General features: G+C 73.8%; 17 protein-coding genes. 10 read left to right on the forward strand and 7 right to left on the reverse strand.

The annotated features are described in order from the left end of the window. The first annotated feature begins 157 nt into the window (after window positions 1–157). Window positions 158–1,267 (forward strand): IS630 family transposase, encoded by a 1,110-nt coding sequence (locus M1E25_RS05710; RefSeq protein WP_251410592.1) that lies wholly within the window; start codon window positions 158–160, stop codon window positions 1,265–1,267. On the opposite strand, the gene M1E25_RS05715 is transcribed toward M1E25_RS05710, so the two are convergent. Next, window positions 1,264–4,593, reverse strand: coding sequence for a sacsin N-terminal ATP-binding-like domain-containing protein (locus M1E25_RS05715; protein ID WP_251410597.1), 3,330 nt, complete (start codon window positions 4,591–4,593; stop codon window positions 1,264–1,266). The genes M1E25_RS05710 and M1E25_RS05715 overlap by 4 nt on opposite strands. A gap of 258 nt (window positions 4,594–4,851) precedes the next feature. After that, window positions 4,852–5,760, reverse strand: coding sequence for a DUF3027 domain-containing protein (locus tag M1E25_RS05720; protein WP_251410649.1), 909 nt, complete (start codon window positions 5,758–5,760; stop codon window positions 4,852–4,854). Between the two features lie 449 nt (window positions 5,761–6,209). Between M1E25_RS05720 and M1E25_RS05725 the strand changes: the two genes are divergently transcribed. The 4 genes from M1E25_RS05725 to M1E25_RS05740 all read left to right on the forward strand — a co-directional run bounded on the left by M1E25_RS05725 (window position 6,210) and on the right by M1E25_RS05740 (window position 9,968). Then, the gene (locus tag M1E25_RS05725) at window positions 6,210–7,661 is read left to right on the forward strand and encodes an MFS transporter (protein ID WP_251410600.1); all 1,452 of its coding nucleotides are present in this window, start codon (window positions 6,210–6,212) and stop codon (window positions 7,659–7,661) included. Window positions 7,662–7,787: 126 nt separating this feature from the next. Continuing rightward, window positions 7,788–8,309: a hypothetical protein gene (locus M1E25_RS05730; RefSeq protein WP_251410602.1), complete on the forward strand. Its 522-nt coding sequence runs from the start codon at window positions 7,788–7,790 to the stop codon at window positions 8,307–8,309. A 19-nt stretch (window positions 8,310–8,328) separates the two neighbouring features. Further along, entirely contained in the window at window positions 8,329–9,093 is a 765-nt protein-coding gene (locus tag M1E25_RS05735; protein WP_251410605.1) for a futalosine hydrolase, read from the forward strand. After that, entirely contained in the window at window positions 9,090–9,968 is an 879-nt protein-coding gene (locus tag M1E25_RS05740; RefSeq protein ID WP_251410608.1) for a 1,4-dihydroxy-6-naphtoate synthase, read from the forward strand. Before M1E25_RS05735 ends, M1E25_RS05740 begins: the two co-directional genes overlap by 4 nt. A 54-nt stretch (window positions 9,969–10,022) precedes the next feature. Here the strand turns inward: M1E25_RS05740 and M1E25_RS25575 are convergent, their stop codons facing one another. After that, a complete protein-coding gene (locus M1E25_RS25575; RefSeq protein ID WP_308290392.1) occupies window positions 10,023–10,406 on the reverse strand; it encodes a cold-shock protein in 384 nt (127 codons plus the stop codon). A 189-nt stretch (window positions 10,407–10,595) separates the two neighbouring features. Between M1E25_RS25575 and M1E25_RS05750 the strand changes: the two genes are divergently transcribed. After that, on the forward strand, window positions 10,596–10,892 hold the full coding sequence (locus M1E25_RS05750) for a hypothetical protein (protein ID WP_251410611.1): 297 nt from the start codon (window positions 10,596–10,598) through the stop codon (window positions 10,890–10,892). On the opposite strand, the gene M1E25_RS05755 is transcribed toward M1E25_RS05750, so the two are convergent. Further along, window positions 10,850–11,503, reverse strand: coding sequence for an HAD family hydrolase (locus tag M1E25_RS05755; protein ID WP_251410614.1), 654 nt, complete (start codon window positions 11,501–11,503; stop codon window positions 10,850–10,852). The genes M1E25_RS05750 and M1E25_RS05755 overlap by 43 nt on opposite strands. Before the next feature lie 152 nt (window positions 11,504–11,655). Beyond that, entirely contained in the window at window positions 11,656–12,726 is a 1,071-nt protein-coding gene (locus M1E25_RS05760) for a hypothetical protein (RefSeq protein WP_251410617.1), read from the reverse strand. Between the two features lie 164 nt (window positions 12,727–12,890). On the opposite strand from M1E25_RS05760, the gene M1E25_RS05765 reads away from it, so the two are divergent. Then, window positions 12,891–15,509: a helicase-associated domain-containing protein gene (locus tag M1E25_RS05765; RefSeq protein WP_251410620.1), complete on the forward strand. Its 2,619-nt coding sequence runs from the start codon at window positions 12,891–12,893 to the stop codon at window positions 15,507–15,509. Between the two features lie 142 nt (window positions 15,510–15,651). Here the strand turns inward: M1E25_RS05765 and M1E25_RS05770 are convergent, their stop codons facing one another. Next, window positions 15,652–16,149, reverse strand: a complete 498-nt coding sequence (locus M1E25_RS05770; protein ID WP_251410622.1) for a hemerythrin domain-containing protein — start codon at window positions 16,147–16,149, stop codon at window positions 15,652–15,654. Between the two features lie 277 nt (window positions 16,150–16,426). Here M1E25_RS05770 and M1E25_RS05775 point away from each other — a divergent pair, with 277 nt between their 5' ends. From M1E25_RS05775 to M1E25_RS05785, 3 genes are all read left to right on the forward strand, one after another. Next, the gene (locus M1E25_RS05775; RefSeq protein WP_251410625.1) at window positions 16,427–16,597 is read left to right on the forward strand and encodes a hydrophobic protein; all 171 of its coding nucleotides are present in this window, start codon (window positions 16,427–16,429) and stop codon (window positions 16,595–16,597) included. Between the two features lie 305 nt (window positions 16,598–16,902). Further along, the gene (locus tag M1E25_RS05780) at window positions 16,903–18,252 is read left to right on the forward strand and encodes an FUSC family protein (protein WP_251410628.1); all 1,350 of its coding nucleotides are present in this window, start codon (window positions 16,903–16,905) and stop codon (window positions 18,250–18,252) included. Window positions 18,253–18,297: 45 nt separating this feature from the next. Continuing rightward, complete coding sequence (locus tag M1E25_RS05785) at window positions 18,298–19,977, forward strand: DNA repair helicase XPB (RefSeq protein ID WP_251410631.1); 1,680 nt, start codon at window positions 18,298–18,300, stop codon at window positions 19,975–19,977. 86 nt (window positions 19,978–20,063) lie between these two features. Here the strand turns inward: M1E25_RS05785 and M1E25_RS05790 are convergent, their stop codons facing one another. Then, entirely contained in the window at window positions 20,064–20,618 is a 555-nt protein-coding gene (locus tag M1E25_RS05790) for a P-loop nucleotide/nucleoside kinase family protein (protein ID WP_251410634.1), read from the reverse strand. Between the last annotated feature and the right edge of the window lie 222 nt (window positions 20,619–20,840).

Genomic DNA, 20,840 nt, shown 5'->3' on the forward strand with positions numbered 1-20,840 from the left:
GGTCGTGCGCAGAGCCGGAGGCGAGGGGCCGCGACGGTCCGCAACCGCGACCTGCAGCACCCGAACCTGCACCCCTCACCCCGGCAACCCGCCGACTCGCATGATCCGTCGGACACGCCCTAGTGTCCTGAGTCGTAAGTGTCCATATAGTTAAAGCATGGGACGTCCGGGACCGAAACTTGCGCCGTTGAACCTCACCGCGTCGGAGCGGGCTGAGCTGGAGCGGTGGGTGAGGCGGCGGAAGTCGGCTCAGGACCTGGCGGCGCGGGCTCGGGTGGTCCTGGCCTGTGACCAGGTCGGTGAGGATGGGCGTCCGGTGCCGATCGGTGCGGTGGCCGATGAGGTGCGTGTCTCGCGCGACACGGTTACCCGGTGGCGGAAACGGTTCCTGGCCTCGCGGTTGGAGGGGCTGGTGGACGAGCCGCGTCCGGGGCGCCCACGCACGGTCGGCGACGAGCGGGTCGAGGAAGTCGTGCGGCGCACGCTCGAGGAGAAACCCGCCGGTGCCACGCACTGGTCCACGCGGGCCATGGCCCAGCGAACGGGGCTGTCGCAGTCGACGGTCTCGCGGATCTGGCGAGCTTTCGGACTGCAGCCCCACCGGGCGGAGACCTTCAAGCTGTCCACCGATCCCTTCTTCGTGGACAAGGTGCATGACGTAGTCGGCTTGTACCTCAATCCGCCGGAGAAGGCGCTGGTGCTGTGCGTGGACGAGAAATCGCAGATCCAGGCACTGGACCGAGCTCAACCAGTGCTGCCGATGATGCCCGGAGTGCCCGAGCGGGCCACCCATGACTACGTGCGAGCCGGCACGACGACCCTGTTCGCGGCGCTGAACACCGCCACCGGCGAGGTCATCGGATCCCTCCATCGCCGCCACCGCACGGTGGAGTTCAAGAAGTTCCTCACCCGGCTGGACAAGGGAGTGCCACCCGGGCTGGACGTGCACCTGATCTGCGACAACTACATCACCCACAAGAACGAAACGATCCGCAGGTGGCTACTGGCGCATCCCCGCTTCCACCTGCACTTCACCCCCACCGGCTCGTCCTGGCTGAACCTGGTCGAGCGTTGGTTCGCCGAGCTGACGAACAAGCAGATACGCCGTGGCGCCCACAAGTCGGTCCAGGCGCTTGAGAAAGACATCCGCGCCTGGATCAATCACTGGAACGACGATCCGAAGCCGTTCGTCTGGACGAAGACCGCAGACGAGATACTCGAACGCCTCGCCTCATACTGTCAGCGAATTACTGACTCAGGACACTAGGCGTCGAACCAGCGGTCCCGGGCCAGTTCCTCCGTGCGCGAGGGATCCTCCAGCAGCGCGGCGACCTCGAAGCGCCGCGGCCACGCGCCCGCCGCCCAGGACAACCCTGCCGCCACGCCCTCCAGCGTCGCCGCGTGCAGCACCCCGTCCGGCGTGAGCCGCCAGTCCGTCTCCACCCCGTCGACCAGCAGCTCCTCGTGCTCGACGTACGTCCAGGGGGTCCCCGCGCCCAGCAGGACGCGCACCGGCTCCGGCACCTCCCGCTCCTGGCCGTCCCCCGAGCCGACCCGTCCCTCGTACGCCTCGCCGAGCCGGCGCACCTGGAGCAGCTCCGCCAGACCCGCGGCTGCGGACGGCCGGACGGGCAACAGCGCCCGGCCACCGGCGAGCGGCATCAGATCGGGAGCGTCCGCCACCAGGGCGTCCGCCGGGTCCACCACCTGCACCACGCCGTCCACGACCGCACGGAGCTCGTCCGGCAGCGTCACCCGTTCCGGATCCAGATCCGCCAACGCGCTGTAGAGACCGCGCAGTTGGGACGGACGGACCGACAGTCCGGGATCGGCGAGCCGGCTCAGCAGCTCCGCGGCCCCGCCCGGCTCGTCGAGCAGCGCCGGGACCGAAGTGCGCACGCCCAGCGCCCGCAGCGCCTGCTCGTCGAGGGTGCCGTCGTCCCCGAACGCCGACGCGTCCGCCGGCTCGTACAGCCCGGCCAGCAGCGGATCACTGCCCGCGGCCCGCAGCCCGGCCGGGCGGCGGCCGTCCAGCACCGGGTGGCCGCGCAGCCACCACGCCGTGTACGGGCGGACGTTCTCCGTGGTGCCGTCGGGCAGCAGCACCCGGACCGGCGCGGTGAGCGCGTCCCGCAGCGGAGGCTGTGCGAGCATCGCCAGGGCCTGCGGCCAGGCGTCGTCGTCGACGAGGTCCAGGTCGCGGACGGCGACCAGTTCGGTGGCGACCGGCGGCACGGGCGTCTCCGGGAGACCGTCGAGTACGTCCTCGCACCAGACGTCCACGGCGTCCAGCAGTCCGGCGTCGTCCGGCTCGGAGTAGTCCTCGCTGCGGGGCTCGAACTCGTCCGGGTCGAGCACGACGTCGGTCGCGCGGACGAGCGCGAAACGCGCCTGCACCCCGACCGCCGTCAGGGGCTGCTCGCCCCAGCGCTCGGCCAGCTCTGCGTCGCACGACGCCAACTCGCCCTCGCGGATGACCTGTTCGAAAGGACTGCCGGGCAGGACCAGCTCACCGGCAGGGGCGAGTTCGCCCTCGTCGTCGGGGAGCGCCAGGGCGCCGAGCCAGGGTTCGTCACCCGGTTCGAGGCCGGCGTCCCGCACCAGACCGAGGACGGTCTCCGCAAGCTCCTCGGGGCCCGGGGCACCCCGCTCGTCCTCGTCGAACCAGGCGTCCTCCGCCTCCAGCGAAGCGGCCACGGCGGCCCGCACCTGCGGCGTGGTCAGCACCGCGCGGGGGGTCGCGGGCGTCGCCCCCAGCTTCTCCAGCAGTGGGTGCGCGGCGTCGGGATGAGCGACCTTGAGTCCCAGCCGGGCGAGCGACGCCGCGCCCCCGGCGCCGCCCTCGCCGTCGCCGGGCAGCGGCAGCAGGACCTGCCGGGGGCCGATCGTCGTCCGGCCACCGCCCGGACCGGTATGCGCCAGCGGCACCGGAAGGCCGCTGAGCCGCTCCGGGTCGGTGCCGCGCAGGCTGTCGTACAGCCGCCACCACCAGGCGGCGGGACGCTCGATGCCGGCCAGCCGGTCGATGGCCTCGCCCAGCGGCACCCGGGCGACGCCGAGGGTGCGCAGTTCGGGCCGGCGTTCCAGACCGGCGGGCAGCAGACAGGGGAACAGCTCGGCGAGCACCCCCACGGTCGTCTCCCCGGCGCCTTCGAGGAGTTCGGCGTCGACGGGCCGCAGCGCGTACGCCTCGCCGGCCGTCCCGCGGTCGTCGTCCGTGGGTCCCGCGTGCTCGCCGTACTCCGGCCGGGGCTCGCCGTCGCCGGCCGGCGGGGCCGCGCTGGGCAGGAACGGGACGCGCGGCAGCCGCTCGAGGATGCCGGCGCGCAGCCGTCCGTCCAGTTCGCCCCGGCCCAGCGGGCCGGGCACCAGGTCGAGGATGCCGGTGCCGACGGGATGCCAGTCGGCGAGCAGCCCGACGTAGGCGGCGGCCGCGCGGTCGACGAGGAAGTCGGTGAGCGGCCCGGGCGCGGTGTGGCGCCGGGTCGGCTCCAGCGGGAACGAGGCGATGAGCAGCGCCGGAAGTCCGAGCGGTTCCTCGGTGGGCGTCGGGGCGTGGACGACGGCGGCGGTCGCCGGACGTGCGGGCGTTCCGCCCTTCTCCCCCGGCTCGGAGGCCAGCGGGACCGCCCAGGTCACGGACCAGTCGGGGCGCAGCCGCTCCTCGGTGGGGCGGTCGGCGAGCAGTTCGGCGCCGGCCACACCTGTGTCCGTCACGGTCCGCCAGTAGGTGGTGCGCGGCGCAGTGTCCGTGGCCGCGGCGTCCGCGGTGTGCACAACGTCCTCGATCACGGTGTACGGGCCGTCCTGGCGGCGGGTCAGGGTGCGGTCGCCCTCCGGGGTCTCGATGACCACCTCGTCGAGGCCGGGCAGGGTGAGCAGCAGGGCGTCGTCGATCTCCGCGAGGAGCCGAGCGACCAGGTCGGCCGCCGCACCGTCGCGCAGGGGGAGGACGACGGCGGTGTCGTAGCCGACGGGCGCGGAGCCCTCCGCGGGCAGCGGCAACCGCAGCAGCGGCACATGGCCGTCACGGCGGCGCAGTTCGTCGCCGAGGCCGGGGGCGCCCTGCGCCGCCTGCCGGGCGAGTTCGCGCGCCTCGGCGAGCGACCAGCGCACGCCGCCGCTCCGGCCGACGACGGCGGGCTCGTCGCTGACGGCCAGGACCGCCGCGAATCCCACCCCGAAGCGTCCGATGCTGCCGGTTGTCCCGACCGGTGTGCCGGGTTCCCGGCGGATCTCCCGCTTGGCGGAGGCGCGCAGGGTGGAGAGGGACTCGACACCGGCCGCGTCCAGCGGGGCGCCGTTGTTGGCGGCGGCGAGCACGGCCGGGCCGTCGTCCCCGGCAGGGTGCAGGGTGAGCCGCAGCCGGCCGGGGACCCCGGCGCGGCCCGCCGCGTCCGACGCGTTCTGGGCGAGCTCGACGACGAGCCGGTCGCGGTAGCCGCCGAGCGCCAGGTCCTCCTCGGCGTTGGCGTCTTCGCGGAACCTCGCCGGGGACGCGCCCCAGCCGTCCAGCACGCCGCGTCGCAGCCGCGCCGTGGCGAACGGGTCGGTCCCGTCGGCCGCCGCTTGCACCCTCGCCGTGCCGCTCACGTCGTCTCCTCATCGCTTGCCCTGCGGCGAACGTACCGCGTGAGCGGCGCACGCGGTTTCCCGGCCCGGGGGAATCGGGCCGTGCGGGAGGGCTGACGGGCCGTGAGGACCGGCCGGTGCGGGCCGGTGGGAGGGCGGGAGGCCGCCGCGGGGAAGCGCAGCGGGCCGGAGAACGGAACGGCGAGGGACGACCGGGGGGCAGCAGCGGTGCAGCCGGGCGCTGCGGCCGGGTGCCCCGGGCCGAGGCCGCGGCAGACCTCAGGAGTGGCCGAGCTCCTCGGCCGGCGTCGAGTCCTCCACCGATCCCTCGGCCGGCTCGGGCCGCAGCGGCAGCACGTCCACCCGGGTCTCGTCGATCACCGGCTCCGCCGGCTTCGGCGGCTTCGGCATCACGGCGGCCTCGGAATGCCCGCCGCAGCCGTACGCGAGGGACACCACACGGCCGTCCGCGGGTGAGAACTCGTTCGCGCAGATGCCGAACGCCTGCCGCAGCGAGCCCGCGAGCGGAAGCAGGAAACCGCAGCTCACACAGGGCGCCGGGGCGGCCTGCGCCATCGCTGTGCGGGCGCCGTACGCCTCGTCCCAGCGTTCGGCCGCCTCGAGCAGCCCCTGCCGGGACAGCACCCGGGCCCGGCCCATGCCGGTCTCCTCGGCCACCGAGGCGATCCGGGCCACCTCGGGGACAGCCGGTCCGGGCAGGACCTCCACGTCCTCCTCGGCGACGGTCTCCGCGAGCTCCGAGGAGACCACACCTCCCGCGGCCAGGGGCGAGTTCGGCAGCGGTCGGTCGGCTCCGGTGAAGCCGGGCTCCAGCCGCAGGTCCTCGGCATCCGTCGGCAGCAGGTCGCCGGGGCCCATGTCGCCGGGGCGCAGCCGCTCGCTCCAGGGCACCCACTCCGGGGCCAGCACCGCCTCGGAACCGGGCAGCAGAACGGTCTCGTCGAGAGTGACGACCCTGGCCCGGGATGCGCGGGCCACCGTCACGGCCCATCGCCAGCCGCGGTAGGCGATGTCCTTGCAGGCGAAGAAGTGAGTGACCACCCGGTCGCCGTCGGCCACCGCCTCCAGGTGCTCACCCACGGACGCCTCACCCGCGGCTTCCACCGCCGCAGCGCGGGCGAACTCGACCGCCTCGGCGCACAGGCGGTCGGGGGTACGGCTTCGCATCGTCGCAGCACTCACAAGAATCGATTCTCTCCTACGCCGTCTCACGAGCGCGCCGGCCGACCCGGCCGTGAAGCCGGAAGGAGCAGCGGACGGAGCGGACCGGGGGACCGCGTCGACGTCCGCGCCCGAACGGCCTCGAGCGCACCTGTCACGTCCCATTCTGCGGGATGTCCGGCAGGCGCACAGCCAAGATCCACCACGGGCGGCGCACCATCACGCTACCTCCATGGACCGGCCACGGCCCACCCTGCCCCGCCATCCGCCCGCAGCACGGCAGGAACGGGCGGTTTGTCCCCGCGCCGACGGCGGATCCGGCCGACGGGTCCCGACCGGGCCTGGTGTGGACAACGTCATGGGTGCCTGGAGTTGGGGCAGTATGACGACGTGGCAGCCGACCGGCCGTACGACGGAGCGGGCCCGCACCTCGACGCGGGCCCGGGGGGTGCGCCGTGCCCTGGGTGAAGGCGGCCGGCCGGGCCGTCCGCCTGCCGTTCACCGCCACCGCACGCGGCATCCGCCGACTCACCCACGCCCACGGTGCGGGTGAGTCGGGCCTCGGCAAGCTGATCGAACTGCACGCCGTGAACTCCGCCGGCGACATGATGATCACCGTGGCACTGGCCTCCACCGTCTTCTTCTCCGTGCCGACGGACGAGGCACGCGGCCGGGTCGCCCTCTACCTGGCCGTCACCATGGCCCCGTTCGCGCTGCTCGCCCCGGTCGTCGGTCCCCTCCTCGACCGCATCCCGCACGGCCGCCGCGCCGCGATGGCCGGTTCGATGCTGACCCGCGCCGTGCTCGCCCTGACCATGTCGGGCGCGGTGGCGACCGGGGGCCTGGAGCTGTACCCGGCGGCGCTCGGGGTGCTCGTCGCGTCCAAGGCGTACGGCGTGGTGCGCAGCGCCGTGGTGCCGCGGCTCCTCCCGCGGCGTTTCTCCCTGGTCAAGGCCAACTCCCGGGTGACGCTCGCCGGGCTGCTCGCAACCGGGATCGCCGCGCCCGTCGCCGCCCTGCTCCAGTCCACCGGGCCGGGACGGTCCCTCTACGCCGCGTGCGTCGTCTTCTGTCTGGGCGCGGTGCTGTCGTTCCGGCTGCCCCACAAGGTGGACTCCGCGAAGGGGGAGGCGAAGGCACGGTTCGCCCTCACCCCGCCGGGCAGGAACGGCGAGGTCGCCGAGGCACCCGGTGTGGTCGGGGCCGGGGCGACCCGGGTCGCCCCGGACAGCGCCCGTGCGACCGCGGGGGGGAACGGCACCGGAACGGGTCCCGCACGTCGGGGCGGCGCTGCGCAGCGCGGCAAGCGGCCCGGTCTGCGCAGCGTCGGCCCTTCGGTACTGCGCGGCCTGGAGGCGAACGCGGCACTGCGCTGCCTGTCCGGGTTCCTCATCTTCTTCCTGGCCTTCCTGCTGCGCGACCAGCCGATGAGCGGCTACAGCGCTGCCGTCTCCCTGGGCATCGTCGCCGTCTGCGCGGGTACGGGGAACGCGCTCGGCACAGCCGTCGGCGCACTGCTCAGGGCCCGCGGACCGGAGAAGATCATCGTCTCGGTGCTCGCCTTCGTGTTGTGCATGGCGGTGCTGACCGCCCTCACCTTCGGGCTGTACGCGGTCGCGGCGCTCGCGGCGACGGCCGGGTTCTCGCAGGCGCTCGCCAAGCTGTCCCTGGACGCGATGATCCAGCGGGACGTCCCCGAGGAGGTTCGCACCTCCGCCTTCGCGCGCTCCGAGACCGCGCTGCAGATGGCCTGGGTGGTGGGCGGTGCCATCGGAATCTCGCTGCCCCTCAACGGCACGTTCGGCATGGCGGTCGGCGCGGTGGTGGTCGCGCTCGGATTCGTCACGGCCGTGCGCGGGCTGCTCGCCGGCGGACGCCGCGGGCCGGCGAACCCGCGCGTGGTCTGAGGAGCCGTCCGGCAGCCCGGGGGCCTCCGGCCGACAGCTTCTGAGCTGCGGGACCCCGGCCTGCGGGGGACCCGCCCGAGGCCCCCCGCGGCTTCCGCCGAGCCGCCTCCCTATAGCCTTTCGAGCATGACCACTGCCACGCGGCGGAGCCGCACTTCGACGCCGTCCCGCGGTAAGGCCCGCCGCACCGTCGCCGTTCTGGGCGCCGTGTCCTTCGGGCTAGTCGCGCTCGCGGCCTGTGACAAGCCCACGCCCCTGACGACCGTGACGGTCGGCTCGGACACCATCACCACCGGGGCAGCCTGCTACAACGACGGCAAGCCGCTGTCGACGAAGATCCTCCAGTCCTGCCTCGGCGCGAAGCCGGACAAGAAGATCTCCGTCGGCCCGGGCGGCAAGGTCCGCATCGGCGTGGAGCCCGAGGTCGCCGACAACGGCTGGGCGCTCGTCGTCAACGGCCAGGGCCTGATGAACGAGGCCAGCCACGACACGTACCGCTCGTTCAGCCACGACGAGCTGTTCCCGGTGCAGCAGTCCCAGCAGGGCGCGGCGCCGCCGGCGAAGACCGCGCAGGTCGCGTTGATCGAGGTCGGCAAGTCGAACAAGCCCAAGGGCGCCTGGCAGTTCGTCGTGGACCGCAAGTCCTGACGGCGCACGGCAGCCGCTGATGCGCATTCTGGTGGTCACCGCTGTGGCGGCGGAACGCGATGCCGCCGCGCGTGGCCTCCCGCCGTCCGACGGCGAGCCCGCACCGTCCGTGCCCGGCTGCGAGCTGCTGCGCCGCGCGCTGCCCGCACCGCAGGCCGCCGGCGGGACGGGGGGCTCCCCCGGGACCGTCGACCTGCTGGCCGCCGGCGTCGGTCCGGCGGCGGCAGCAGCGGGAACGGCGGCGGCGCTCACCGCCACGGCCGTCGCCGGACGCCCGTACGACCTCGTCGTCTCGGCCGGCATCGGCGGCGGATTCACCGGCCCGGCGCCGGTGGGTTCGGTCGTCGTGGCCGACGCGATCGTCGCGGCCGACCTCGGGGCCGAGCTCCCCGGCCGGCCCGACGGCTTCCTTCCCGTCAGCGACCTGGGGTTCGGCACGTCCGAGCACCTTCCGCCGGCAGCGCTGTCCGCGGCCGTCGCCCGGGCCGTGGAGGGCGTCCACGCCCCGGTGCTGACGGTGTCGACCGTGACCGGCAGCGCCGAACGCGCCGCAGACCTCGCCTCCCGTCACCCCGGGGCGGCCGCCGAGGCGATGGAGGGCTTCGGCGTCGCCGAGGCCGCAGCGCTCCAGGGGCTGCCCGTCCTGGAGATCCGCGGGGTGTCGAACCCGGTCGGGCCGCGCGATCGCGCCGGCTGGGACATGGCGGCGGCGCTGACCGCCGTGGAGCGGGCGTGCGGCGCGACCGGTGCCGTACTCGGAGCCTGGAAAGGACCGTTGTCGTGAGCGACCGTCTGCGGATCGCCTTCTCCCCGTGCCCCAACGACACGTTCGTCTTCCACGCCTGGGCCCACGGGCTGGTGCCCGGAGCACCGGAACTGGACGTCACGTTCGCCGACATCGACGTCACCAACCGCTGGGCCGAGCACGGGGCGTCCCCCCAGGAGCCGGGCAGCGACGCCGACGTGCTCAAGGTGTCGTACGCCGTGCTGCCGTGGATCCTCGACGAGTACGCCCTGCTGCCCTGCGGCGGGGCGCTCGGCCGGGGCTGCGGGCCGCTGGTGCTCACCGCAGAGCCGGGCAGCGGCCCGGCCGATCTGCGCGGCCGGACGGTCGCCGTCCCGAGCAAGCGCTCGACCGCCTACCTCCTGTTCCGGCTCTGGGCGGCCGCGGAGGTCCCCGGCGGGGTCGGTGACGTGGTCGTGCTGCCGTTCCACGAGATCATGCCCGCCGTCCGGGAAGGCAGGGTCGACGCCGGCCTCGTCATCCACGAGGCCCGGTTCACCTACCAGGACTACGGCCTGCACCGGCTCGCCGACATGGGCGAGCACTGGGAGGAGACCACCGGGCTGCCGATTCCGCTGGGGGCCATCGTCGCGAAGCGGTCGCTGGGCGGGGAGCGGATCCGGGAGCTGGCCGAGGCGGCCCGGGAGTCGGTGCGGATGGCGTGGGACGACCCGGAGGCCTCCCGCTCGTACGTCCGCGAACACGCCCAGGAGCTGGATCCGGCCGTCGCCGACCAGCACATCGGGCTGTACGTCAACGAGTTCACGGCCGACCTCGGCGAGAGCGGGTACGCCGCGGTGCGCGGACTGCTCACCCGGGCGGCGGCGGAGGGCCTCGTTCCGCCGCTCGGGCCCGACGCCCTGCGGCTGCCCTGACGCGCACACGCCGAAGCGGGAGGTGCGGCCGTGCCGCCCTCCCGCTCCGTGCGCTCAGACGTCGAGCTGGTCGGCCACCGCGCGCAGCATGCCGGCGATCTTGTGGCCGTGGTTCCGGTCCGGGTAGCGCCCGCGCTCCAGCGACTGCGCGACCCCTTCGAGCAGGGTCGTCAGATCCTGGACGATGGACGCCAGTTCGTCGGGCTTGCGGCGCTGCGCCGCGGCGACCGAGGGCGTCGGATCCAGGATGGTGACCGACAGGGCCTGGTCCCCCCGCTGACCGGCGACCACTCCGAACTCGACGCGCTGTCCGGGCTTGAGCGCTTCCACGCCGGCCGGGAGCACCGAGGAGTGGACGAAGACGTCGTCGCCGTCGTCACGGGAGAGGAAGCCGAAGCCCTTCTCATTGTTGAACCACTTGACTTTGCCGGTGGGCACGTCCGTCCTCGTCCTCGACTCGTGGTGGAAACGCAACAACACAGCTCTGCAGAGCAGCACGGCGGATCTCGACGATCCGCTGATCCCCAGGCTAATGGTCCTGCCCCCGGTGACAAGACGTCGCCGGTCGGTTCCGGTCCGCTGTCGCCCCCTTCCGGCAGCGCGGTGTCACCGATCTACCCTTGTCGCATGAGCGACACACCTGCACGCCGGGCCACGGCCACCGCGGACGACGCCCGGGATGCGCGGGCCGGGGACGGCCTGGTGCGGGCCGGCGGCATCGTCTTCCTCGTCGGCGCGCTGGCGACCCTGGCCACGATCACCCCGCTGTTCATCGGGGCGGACCCGCTGCCGACCGCCGCGTACGCGGTCTCGATGCTCATGGGCGCCGGTTTCGCGATCGCCGGCGCCGGGGTGCTGCGGTCGATCGCCGTCCAGCGGCGTCAGGCCAGGTCGGCGGCGACGGGCTCGCGTCCCGCGGCGTAGTCCTCCAGCCAGGCCGGGAAGCCGGTCAGCCCCGGCAGCACCACGTCCGCGCCCGCGGCCCGCAACTCGTCCGCGCTGCACGGGCCGGTCGGCACCGTCACCGACAGCGCCCCCGCGGTCCGGGCGCCCCGGACGTCACCGGTGTGGTCGCCGACGTACACCGCTGCTCCGTGGGCGCGCAGCGCCTCCGCCTTGGCCTCGGCCCACAGGCCCCCGATCACCGCGTCGGGCTCGAAGCCGAGCCGTTCCAGGTGCAGCACCACGAGCGGCTGGTGCTTGGCGCTGACGACAATCGCCGTCCCGCCGAGCCGGCGCACCGCGGCGACGGCTTCCCGTGCCCCGGGCAGCGCGAGCGCCGGCTCGACGGCGTAGCGCGGGTAGATCTCCCGGTAACGGTCGCGCATGGCCGGGATCTCGTCCTCCGGGAACCAGTGCGCCAGTTCCTGTTCCAGGGGCGGCCCGAGCCGGGTGATCGCCAGGTCCGCGTCGATGTGGACGCCGGTCCGGGCGGCCAGCGCCTCGTAGGCGGCCTTGATGCCCGGCCGGCTGTCGATCAGCGTCATGTCGAGGTCGAAGCCGACGGTCAGGGGATGCGTGGACATGCCCGTCATTGTGCCGGGGGCGGGTCAGGGCGCTGCGGGCGGGCATGCCCGGGGGCTCGTCACCCGGCCTCGGGGACCGGCCGCGGTCCGGGCGCGGGGCACCGGGCCGCTGGGTGGTCCGGCGCGCTGTCCGCCGCAAGGCGGGATGTGTCCGGCAGGACCTAACCGCGGGGGCGCCGCGCCGCCCGCCAGACCAGGAACAGCGCGGACGCCACCGCCGCGACCCGGACGACGACCGGCCAGGTGTCCGCCAGCGCGTCCGCGAGCTGCCCGACGGGCAGCGGCTCGCCCCACCGCCCCGTCCGGCGTCCCCAGAGCCAGACCAGCCCGCCGCCCGCGACCAGACCGGGCACGCCGAGCGCAGCCGCCTTGGCCTCGGTCCGTGAGAGGCGGCGGGTGCCGCCGTAGGCCAGCAGCCAGCCCAGCGCGAGAGCGATCAGCGAGCCGAGCACGGCGCCGACGAGCAGGAGCGCGGCGGCGGCCAGTGCCATCGGCGCGAGGGCGCGACGGGGTGCAGCGGGGGCCGCGGCCGGCCCGGCCTCGGGCTGTGCGGGCCGGCGTCGGCCGATCAGGCGGCGCAGCAGGTTCCGGCGCGGCTGTTCCGTGCCGTCCGGTCCGGCGCCGGCCGGCGCATCGCCCGGCCCGGGGGGCGGCGGAGGCGGTTTGAGGATCTCGGGGATCTCGATGCCGCCGGTGAAGCCGGGGACGGTCGTCCCGGCCCCGAAGGCACCGGAGGATCCGCTTCCGGTCCCGGGAGGCATGCCGCCGGGGGTGAAGCCGGGGGCGCCGACGCGCCACCAGTCGGGCTCGCCGCCGGTGCGTGCCCCGGGGAAGTCCGCCGGGGCGGCGAGCTCGTCCGAACCGGCCAGGTGCGGAGGGGACGCGCCAACGACCGGAACACGCGGCTCCGGTGTGCCGCTGCGCGGTGCGGGCAGCCGTTCCTCCCGGCTCGCGGGCGTGGGAGAGGCAGCGCCGGGGAGGCCGGGGCCCGCGGGCTGTACCCCCGTGCCGCCCGCCGTGGCCACGACCTCCTCCGGAGTCCCGATCCCGCCGAGAATCCGGCGCACCGCGGCAGGGCTGTCGGCGACGGCCTCCGCCCGGCGGCGCTCGATCTCGTCCCGGAGTCCGGCGACCAGACGCATCCGGTCGGCGGAGGGCAGCTTCCGTTGCTGGGCCAGGTCGCCGACCCGGCTCAGGTAGTCGTACACGAGCTGCTCGCTCTCGATGCCCACCAAGTCCCCTGCGGCTGCGCGTCGTTGGTGCCGTCCGTCCCGACGGTACCCGTTCGGCCCTCTGTTCAGCAGGTTCGCCGCGCGGCGGCCGTCGGCGGCTCGCATCGCCGATCCGGGGCGCGAGGCACTCCACGCGCCCTCCCCGGACGATTACTGTGGGACGAATGACCACCGAGCGGAACCGGGAGGCGCGCGTGCCGGAGGAGACCCGTCGCGGCGGCAGCGGACCGCGCACGCTCGCCGAGGAGCTGCGCACCCGGCCGGACGAAGAGCTCACCGCTCTGCTGCGCGCCCGCCCCGACTTGCTGAACCCGGTGCCGAACGACCTGACGCAACTCGCCACCCGGGCCGGGACCCGGGCGTCCGTGGTCCGGGCCCTGGAGCGTCTGGACCGGTTCGCGCTGCAGACCGCGGAGGCGCTGGCCGTCGCCCCGGACCCGTGCCCGTCCGGAACCCTGCTCACTCTGATGACCGGCGACGACGGTGACGACACGATCGCCGGCGCGCTGCCCCGCGCGGTCGCCACGCTGCGCACGCAGGCCCTGGTCTGGGGCGGCGCCGACCGTCTTCACCTGGTGCGCACGGCCCGCGAACTGCTCTCCCCCGGCGGCGCCGGGTCCCGCCCGGCCTCCCCCACCGGGCTGGGCCCGACAGTGGCCGACGCGTGCGCGGGCATGTCGCCGGGCCGCCTCCAGGAGATCCTCGCCGCAGCCGGGCTGCCGGCCACCCACGACCCGGTGACCGCCGTCGCATCCCTCACCGCCCTGTTCGCGGACCGCAGGCGGATGGCGGACCTCCTGGCGCAGGCGCCGCCGGAGGCGCAGGCCACGCTGGAGCGCCTGACGTGGGGACCGCCGTACGGGACCGTCCCGGCGACCCCCGCGCCTCCGGTGCGATGGCTGACCGCCCGGGGTCTGCTGCTTCCCGCGGGGACGGGCACCGTCGTGCTGCCCCGCGAGGCCGCCCTGCATCTGCGCGGCGGGCGTGCCCACCGGAGCTGCGAGCCGCTCCCGCCCGAGGTGGTGGCCGCGGCGGAGCACCGGACGGAGGTCGTGGACACCACGGCCGCGGGCCAGGCGCACGTCGCGCTGGTCACCGTCGAGGAACTGCTCCAGGAATGGGACACCGGCGGCCCCGCCGTGCTGCGCGCCGGCGGCCTCGGCGCCCGCGACCTGAAACGTGCTGCGACCGCGCTCGACCTGCCCGAGCCGACGGCCGCGTTCTGGATCGAACTCGCCCACTCCGCCGGGCTGCTGGCCTCGGACGGCGAGGCCGACGAGCGATTCGCCCCCACGCCTGGGTACGACGAGTGGCGGGCGCTGCCGGCCGAGGAACGCTGGGAGGCGCTGGCCGCCGCCTGGCTGACGGCCACCCGTACCAGCGGCGTGGTCGGCGGGCAGGACGCCAAGGGCCGGGTGCTCTCGGTGCTCGGGCCGGGCCTGGACCGCTCGGCCGCTCCCGAGGTGCGGGCCCGGGTCCTCGAGTTGCTGGCGTCCCTGCCGGAGGGAACCACCGCCGAGCCGGAGTCCCTGCTGGCCCGGCTCCGGTGGGAACACGGGCTGCCGCGCGAGGAGCCGGCCGGAGCGGTGGACAGGCCGGAGCGCGTGGGGCCCGGCCGCGCCGGCCGGACCCCACGCGGAAACGGCGGCGCCGCGGAGACTTCCGAGGACCTGCGCACGCGGCTCGCCCGGTGGACGCTCGTCGAGTGCGAACTACTGGGGGTCACCGGCCGCGGTGCCCTCGCCGCGCACGGCCGGGCGCTGCTCGGCGCAGCTCCCGCGGACCACCAGGGCGCGGGCCCGGAGGCCGTTTCGCCGGGCGGGCCCGCCCGGCTGCTCGCGCCGCGGCTGCCGCAGCCCGTCGACCACATCCTCATCCAGGCCGACCTCACCGCCGTCGCCCCCGGCCCGCTGGAGCGTCCGGCGGCCGAGGTCATGGGGCTGCTGGCGGACATCGAATCGAAGGGCGCCGCCACCGTCTACCGCTTCACCCCCGGGTCGGTGCGGCGGGCGCTGGACTCCGGCCGGACGGCGTCCGACCTGCACGCATTTCTCGCCACACGCTCCCGGACACCGGTGCCGCAGCCGCTCAGCTATCTCATCGACGACGTGGCCCGCCGGCACGGGCACCTGCGGGTGGGCGCCGCGTCCTCCTATGTGCGCTGTGACGACGACGCGTTGCTCACCGAGATCGTCGCGGACCGCAGGGCCGGGGAGCTGCGGCTGCGCCGGCTCGCTCCGACGGTGCTCGCAGCCGCGGCGGCGCCGGACGTCCTGCTGGCGCGGCTGCGCGCGATGGGATACGCCCCCGCGGCCGAGGGCGACGAGGGAGACGTGCTGGTCACCCGGGCGGACGCGCACCGCACCCCGCCGCGCACGGCGCCGGCGCCCGTCCCTGACGGCCCGCCGGTGCCGGGCCGCAAGCTGCTGACCGCAGCGGTGAAGGCCATCCGGGCGGGGGACCTGGCGACGACGGCGGTGCGGGTTCCGGTGCCGGCCGATGGGGTGGAGGAGGGTCCGGGCACCCCCGGCGAGGACGGCCGGCTGCCGCGCACCACGTCCGCCGAGACCCTGGCGACGGTGCAGGCCGCGGCGCTGACCGGGGGCGCGGTGTGCATCGGATACGTCAACGCCGACGGTGCGGCGAGCCAGCGGGTCATCGCCCCGGTCCGGGTGGAGGGCGGCTTCGTCACGGCCTACGACCACACCTCGGACGCGGTGCGCACGTATCCGCTGCACCGGATCACGGGGGTGGCGGAGCTGGCGGACGGCGCCGCGCCCTGACGCCGGACGGTACGTGCCATTGCCGGACCGGAGAGTGGCGAGCCGACGCCGGAGGTGCGGTGCGAGGACCCGTCACGTCCGGCGAACGGGAAAGGCCCACCGGGCGCCCCGGCGGGCCTTCGTCGCACCACGTCGCCGCGGATCAGGCGGACTTCACGACCCTGCGCACGTTCTCGATCCGGCCGGGGCCGGTCTTCAGGTGCTCCGCCCGTGCCTGCACGAAGAGCACGCCGATCTCGGCCCGGCGCTCGTCCGTCATGTTCTCCCGCGCATCGTTGAGGAGCGTGCGCTCCTCCTCGTCGGTGTGGTGGGTGATCGCCTCGACGAGCTCCTCGAGCTTTTCCTCCCAGACGTCACTGGCGGTGTCGTCCACCTCGAGCAGGGCGAGCAGCGCCCTGTTGCCCTCGTCGTGCTCGTGCACGCCGTGCTCGACGTCCTCGTTGTCGACGTTCTTGTAACGCCTCAGCGCGGGATAGACCTTTTCCTCCTCGGCCTCCGCGTGGGCAATGAGCAGATCGGCGAACTCCTTCAGCGCACCGGCCCGGTCGGCCTCCTTGTTGCGCATCGTGCGAAAGAGTTCCTCCATCGTCCGGTGGTCCTCGAGAATCAATTCGACGACGTCGGAAGTGACGGACGGCATGGCGACTCCTTGCATCGGGTTGTTCCGGCCGACGGGCGCGGCATTCATCGGTCCGCCCCTCCGGCTACCCGGAACCGGGCTCATCAGGCATACCGAAGATCCGTGCGGCGTATCCAGCACCCCGGCCACGACGCGCCGGTGCGGCCGTCGCACCGACGTGGAGCGCGTTCCGGACGGAATTCGGCATCGTATGCCCTCCCGCAGAAAAAGCAAACAGGAAATGGGCAGGAATAGCGAATAAGCGCGGGGGCAGGCGAACGGCCGGAGGTTGATAAACATGGTTCCCCTGCTTCTCGTTCTGCTTCTCGCCCTGATTCTCTTCGGCGCCGGTTTCGCCATGAAGGCACTGTGGTGGATCGCCGTGATCGTGCTGGTCGTCTGGCTGCTCGGATTCGTCGTCCGGCCCACCGCTTCCGGCGGTCGCAGAGGCAGGTGGTACCGCTGGTGACGCGCTCCGCCTGACCGAACGGGACGCGTCCGCACGGAAGCGTCCCGGCCGGGACCCATGTGACGGCCGAACCCGAGACGCGGCGGCCGACCGGAGAATCCGATTCCCGGTCGGCCGCCGCCTTTCTGCGTTCCGCCGCGTTCCCCGGCCGCTTTCCATCGCATGCCTCCACCACCGGGCCCCGGCGGGACTGCGCGGCGGGTGGATCCCGTTCCGTGAGCGGCCGCACAGCGACCGGCGGTATGCCCCCCTGCACGGCAGGGCAGCCGTTCGGCATGGCACGTCTCAGCGGTCCGGTTCGGGCCATGCGCGCAGAGGGCCGTTCCGTCGCCGCAGCGGTCACCCGGGCCTTCACGACCGCCGGCCGCGAACGCGATCTGGCCGTCCAGTCGATGAAAGCCGCCGGTGCGGCCATCGTCGCCTGGGCGATCTCGGGCTGGTGGCTCCAGGACCCGATGGGGATGATGGCGCCCTGGGTGGCGATCCTCCTGGTACAGGGCACCGTCTTCCGGTCCGTGCTGAAAGGCGTCCAGCAGCTCGGGGCGATCGCCATCGGCACCCTGTTCGGCGCCGGGGCGATGATGCTCACCGGGAACACCCTGACCGCCCTCGCCCTCGTCCTTCCGGCGATGATGCTGCTCAGCACCTGGTCGTGGTTCGGCGACCAGGGCATTGCCGGGCCCACGACGGCGCTCCTCACCCTCACCTCCGGGCCCGTGTCCGACACCAGCGTCGGCCATCGGCTGCTCCAGTCCGCCCTCGGCGCCGCCATCGGCATCGCCGTCAACGCGCTCGTCCTGCCGCCCGTCCATCTGCGGGACGTGCGCGAGAGCCTGTGCACCCTGGCCCACGACACTGCGGACACGCTGGACGCCGTCGCCGAACGGCTGGGCGAGGAGGAGTGGGACGCGAAGGCCGTCGCCGACTGGCGTCACCGCGTCCACGGCCTGGAGGGGCGCCTGGACAACCTGCGCTCGGCCCGTCAGTGGAGCGGCGAGAGCATGCGGATGAACCCCAAGTGGCGGAAGCGGCTGCACCGTGACGCTCCCCACGTGCCGCCGGAGGACGTGGACGGTCACTGGGTGGCCGTCGTCGGCTCCGTCGACGCACTCGTCCGGATCCTCGTGGACGTCGCCGGCGAGGATCGCAGGACCCCCGCACCCACCCTGGGCGCGCTGCGCGAGTACGGCACACTGCTGTCCCGGCTGGCCGCCGCGAGCCGCGCCCAGGGCGACCTGCTCAACCGCTCCGAGGTCCGGCAGCGTGCCACCGAACGGGACGACGCCCTCGACGAAGCGGCCCAGCGCGAGGCCGCCCTGCACGAGAAGCTGGCCTCGCCGGGCGGCAGCCTGTCCAGCATCGCAGCGCTCGGGACCCTGCTGATCCAGGCCCGTGCCATCCGGGCCGAGATCTGCCACGACACCGCGGACCGCTCGGAGGAGGACGGCGACGAGGGGACGCGCTCCGCCGCCGGATACCGGGAGGACACCGCGGAGAACACCGCGGTGAACACGGCGGAGAACACCGGAGAAGGCACCGGGCAGCACGTCGGAGCATCCACCGGGGAGGACACCGCACCGGGTCCGGCCGCGGACGACGACGGGCGAGCCGCAGCCGTCGGCCGTGCCAGGGACCCGCGCAAGCGCGTACCGTAGAACGTTCGGTCGTCACGAGCGTCGGTCCCCGACTGTGAGGTGTGCGTGTCCTGCCTGATCGTCCAGAGCGACAAGACGCTGCTGCTGGAGGTTGACCACGAGCGGGCGGATGCCTGCCGCCGCGCCATCGCGCCGTTCGCGGAGCTGGAGCGCGCCCCCGAGCACATCCACACCTACCGGCTGACGCCGCTGGGCCTGTGGAACGCCCGCGCCGCGGGGCACGACGCCGAGCAGGTCGTCGACGCGCTCGTCGAGTTCTCCCGCTTCCCGGTCCCGCACGCCCTGCTGGTCGACGTCGCCGAGACGATGGCCCGCTACGGCCGGCTGCGGCTGCTGAAGCACCCCACGCACGGGCTGGTCCTGGAGAGCACCGACCGGCCGGTCCTCGAGGAAATCCTCCGGTCGAAGAAGATCCAGCCGCTGGTCGGTGCCCGGATCGACGACGACACCGTTGCCGTCCACCCCTCGGAGCGCGGCCAGATCAAGCAGGCGCTGCTGAAGCTGGGCTGGCCGGCCGAGGACCTCGCCGGTTACGTCGACGGCGAGGCGCACCCGATCGAGCTGCGCGAGGACGGATGGGCGCTGCGCCCCTACCAGAAACAGGCCGTCGAGGGCTTCTGGCACGGCGGGTCCGGCGTCGTGGTGCTGCCGTGCGGGGCGGGCAAGACGCTGGTCGGTGCCGGCGCGATGGCCACGGCCAAGGCGACCACGCTGATCCTGGTGACCAACACCGTCTCGGCGCGGCAGTGGAAGCACGAGCTGGTGAAGCGCACCTCGCTCACCGAGGACGAGATCGGCGAGTACAGCGGTGCGCGCAAGGAGATCCGCCCGGTGACCATCGCCACCTACCAGGTGCTCACCACGCGGCGAAAGGGTGTCTACCCGCACCTCGAACTGTTCGACTCGCGCGACTGGGGACTGGTCGTCTACGACGAGGTGCACCTGCTGCCCGCGCCCGTCTTCAAGTTCACCGCCGACCTCCAGGCCCGCCGCCGGCTGGGGCTGACCGCGACCCTGGTCCGGGAGGACGGCCGCGAGTCGGACGTGTTCTCGCTCATCGGGCCCAAGCGTTTCGACGCGCCGTGGAAGGAGATCGAGGCGCAGGGGTACATCGCGCCGGCCGACTGCGTCGAGGTCCGCGTCAACCTGACCGATGCGGAGCGGCTGGCCTACGCGACGGCGGAGACCGAGGAGAAGTACCGGTACTGCTCCACGACGGCCACCAAGCAGCGGGTGACGGAGGCCCTCGTCGCCAAGCACCGGGGGGAGCAGACACTGGTGATCGGCCAGTACATCGACCAGCTCGACGAGCTCGGCGAGCACCTGAACGTGCCGGTCATCAAGGGCGACACCACCAACGCCCGGCGGGAGCAGCTGTTCGAGGCTTTCCGGCAGGGCGAGTTGAACGTGCTGGTCGTCTCGAAGGTCGCGAACTTCTCCGTCGACCTGCCCGAGGCGACGGTCGCGATCCAGGTGTCGGGCACGTTCGGCTCCCGGCAGGAGGAGGCGCAGCGCCTGGGCCGGGTGCTGCGGCCGAAGGCGGACGGGCACGAGGCGCGCTTCTACTCGGTGGTCGCCCGCGACACCGTCGACCAGGACTTCGCCGCGCACCGGCAGCGGTTCCTGGCCGAGCAGGGGTACGCGTACCGGATCGTCGACGCGGACGACCTGCTGGCCGGCAACGACGGCATCGGCGGCCTGGCGGGGGGCGGCCCGGCCGCCTGAGCGGACCGGACGGGGTCCGGATCGGCGAGGAAGTCCGCTCGGCGTGCCCAGCGATCCACGCCGTCGCCGTGTTGGGCAGACCCCCGTCAAGATGGGCAGTCGGAGGACTGTCTGCCCCAGCCGGTGGCAGCCACCACCTCACCCGCGATGTCCACGACAGCGCGTCCATCGGTTGCCACCCGCACCGTGTCCGCAGATGCCTGCGCATCCAGAAGCCGAGCTTTGCGGGAACTGGACTCCACTGCATCCTCCAGTTCCGTGCCGAGCTCCCGGCCCGCCAACCGGTCACCGGCGGTGGCGTCGGACGCGGTGAGCAGGACCCGCACGATCCGCACACCGGCCCCCATGCTGCGCTCGAAGATTCCTGCCGCCTCGGGAAGAACGCTCAACGTGTTCGTGTAGATCAAACGGCGGTAGCCGAGGTCGGCGAAGTTCGCCCAGACAGCGGCCAGATTGCGTTCGACGATCTCCAGCCGGTGCGGATCCCCTGCCGGCGCCGGATGCACCTGTCCCATGAAGTCGCCCTCGATGATCGCGTGAGGAACCGGCACAGAACGCAGATGCGCCGAGACCTCCCACCCCACTGTCGACTTGCCCGCCCCGGCGCGGCCTCCGATGAGCAATAACTCCGCCTGATCCATGCAGGCAGCGTGACAGCTCGCAGGCGCGCCACGCGACCACGTTTACCCCCATGCCTTCCGCAGGAGTGGTCCGGGTCCGCTGCCCTCGCCGCAGTTCAACGGACGACCCCGGTCCACTCACGCCGTCCACGAACCCAGCCCCCTGAGAGGCTCTGCAGACGCGATACCTGCCATGGCACTCCACCCTGGGGTGCGGTTCCCTCCTAGCCTCGCCGTTTCGGT

It is taken from the genome of Streptomyces meridianus (assembly GCF_023703325.1).
In the GTDB taxonomy this organism is placed as follows: Bacteria; Actinomycetota; Actinomycetes; order Streptomycetales; family Streptomycetaceae; genus Streptomyces; species Streptomyces meridianus.

What these genes read in the sequence shown, in the direction of transcription:
- M1E25_RS05735 (WP_251410605.1), top strand. Translation starts at nt 8,329, where the DNA reads ATGCGCATTCTGGTGGTCACCGCTGTGGCGGCGGAACGCGATGCCGCC.
- M1E25_RS05710 (WP_251410592.1), top strand. Translation starts at nt 158, where the DNA reads ATGGGACGTCCGGGACCGAAACTTGCGCCGTTGAACCTCACCGCGTCG.
- M1E25_RS05780 (WP_251410628.1), top strand. Translation starts at nt 16,903, where the DNA reads ATGCGCGCAGAGGGCCGTTCCGTCGCCGCAGCGGTCACCCGGGCCTTC.
- M1E25_RS05750 (WP_251410611.1), top strand. Translation starts at nt 10,596, where the DNA reads ATGAGCGACACACCTGCACGCCGGGCCACGGCCACCGCGGACGACGCC.
- M1E25_RS05775 (WP_251410625.1), top strand. Translation starts at nt 16,427, where the DNA reads ATGGTTCCCCTGCTTCTCGTTCTGCTTCTCGCCCTGATTCTCTTCGGC.
- M1E25_RS05755 (WP_251410614.1), bottom strand. Translation starts at nt 11,503, where the DNA reads ATGACGGGCATGTCCACGCATCCCCTGACCGTCGGCTTCGACCTCGAC.
- M1E25_RS05730 (WP_251410602.1), top strand. Translation starts at nt 7,788, where the DNA reads ATGACCACTGCCACGCGGCGGAGCCGCACTTCGACGCCGTCCCGCGGT.
- M1E25_RS05770 (WP_251410622.1), bottom strand. Translation starts at nt 16,149, where the DNA reads ATGCCGTCCGTCACTTCCGACGTCGTCGAATTGATTCTCGAGGACCAC.
- M1E25_RS05790 (WP_251410634.1), bottom strand. Translation starts at nt 20,618, where the DNA reads ATGGATCAGGCGGAGTTATTGCTCATCGGAGGCCGCGCCGGGGCGGGC.
- M1E25_RS05720 (WP_251410649.1), bottom strand. Translation starts at nt 5,760, where the DNA reads ATGCGAAGCCGTACCCCCGACCGCCTGTGCGCCGAGGCGGTCGAGTTC.
- M1E25_RS05765 (WP_251410620.1), top strand. Translation starts at nt 12,891, where the DNA reads ATGACCACCGAGCGGAACCGGGAGGCGCGCGTGCCGGAGGAGACCCGT.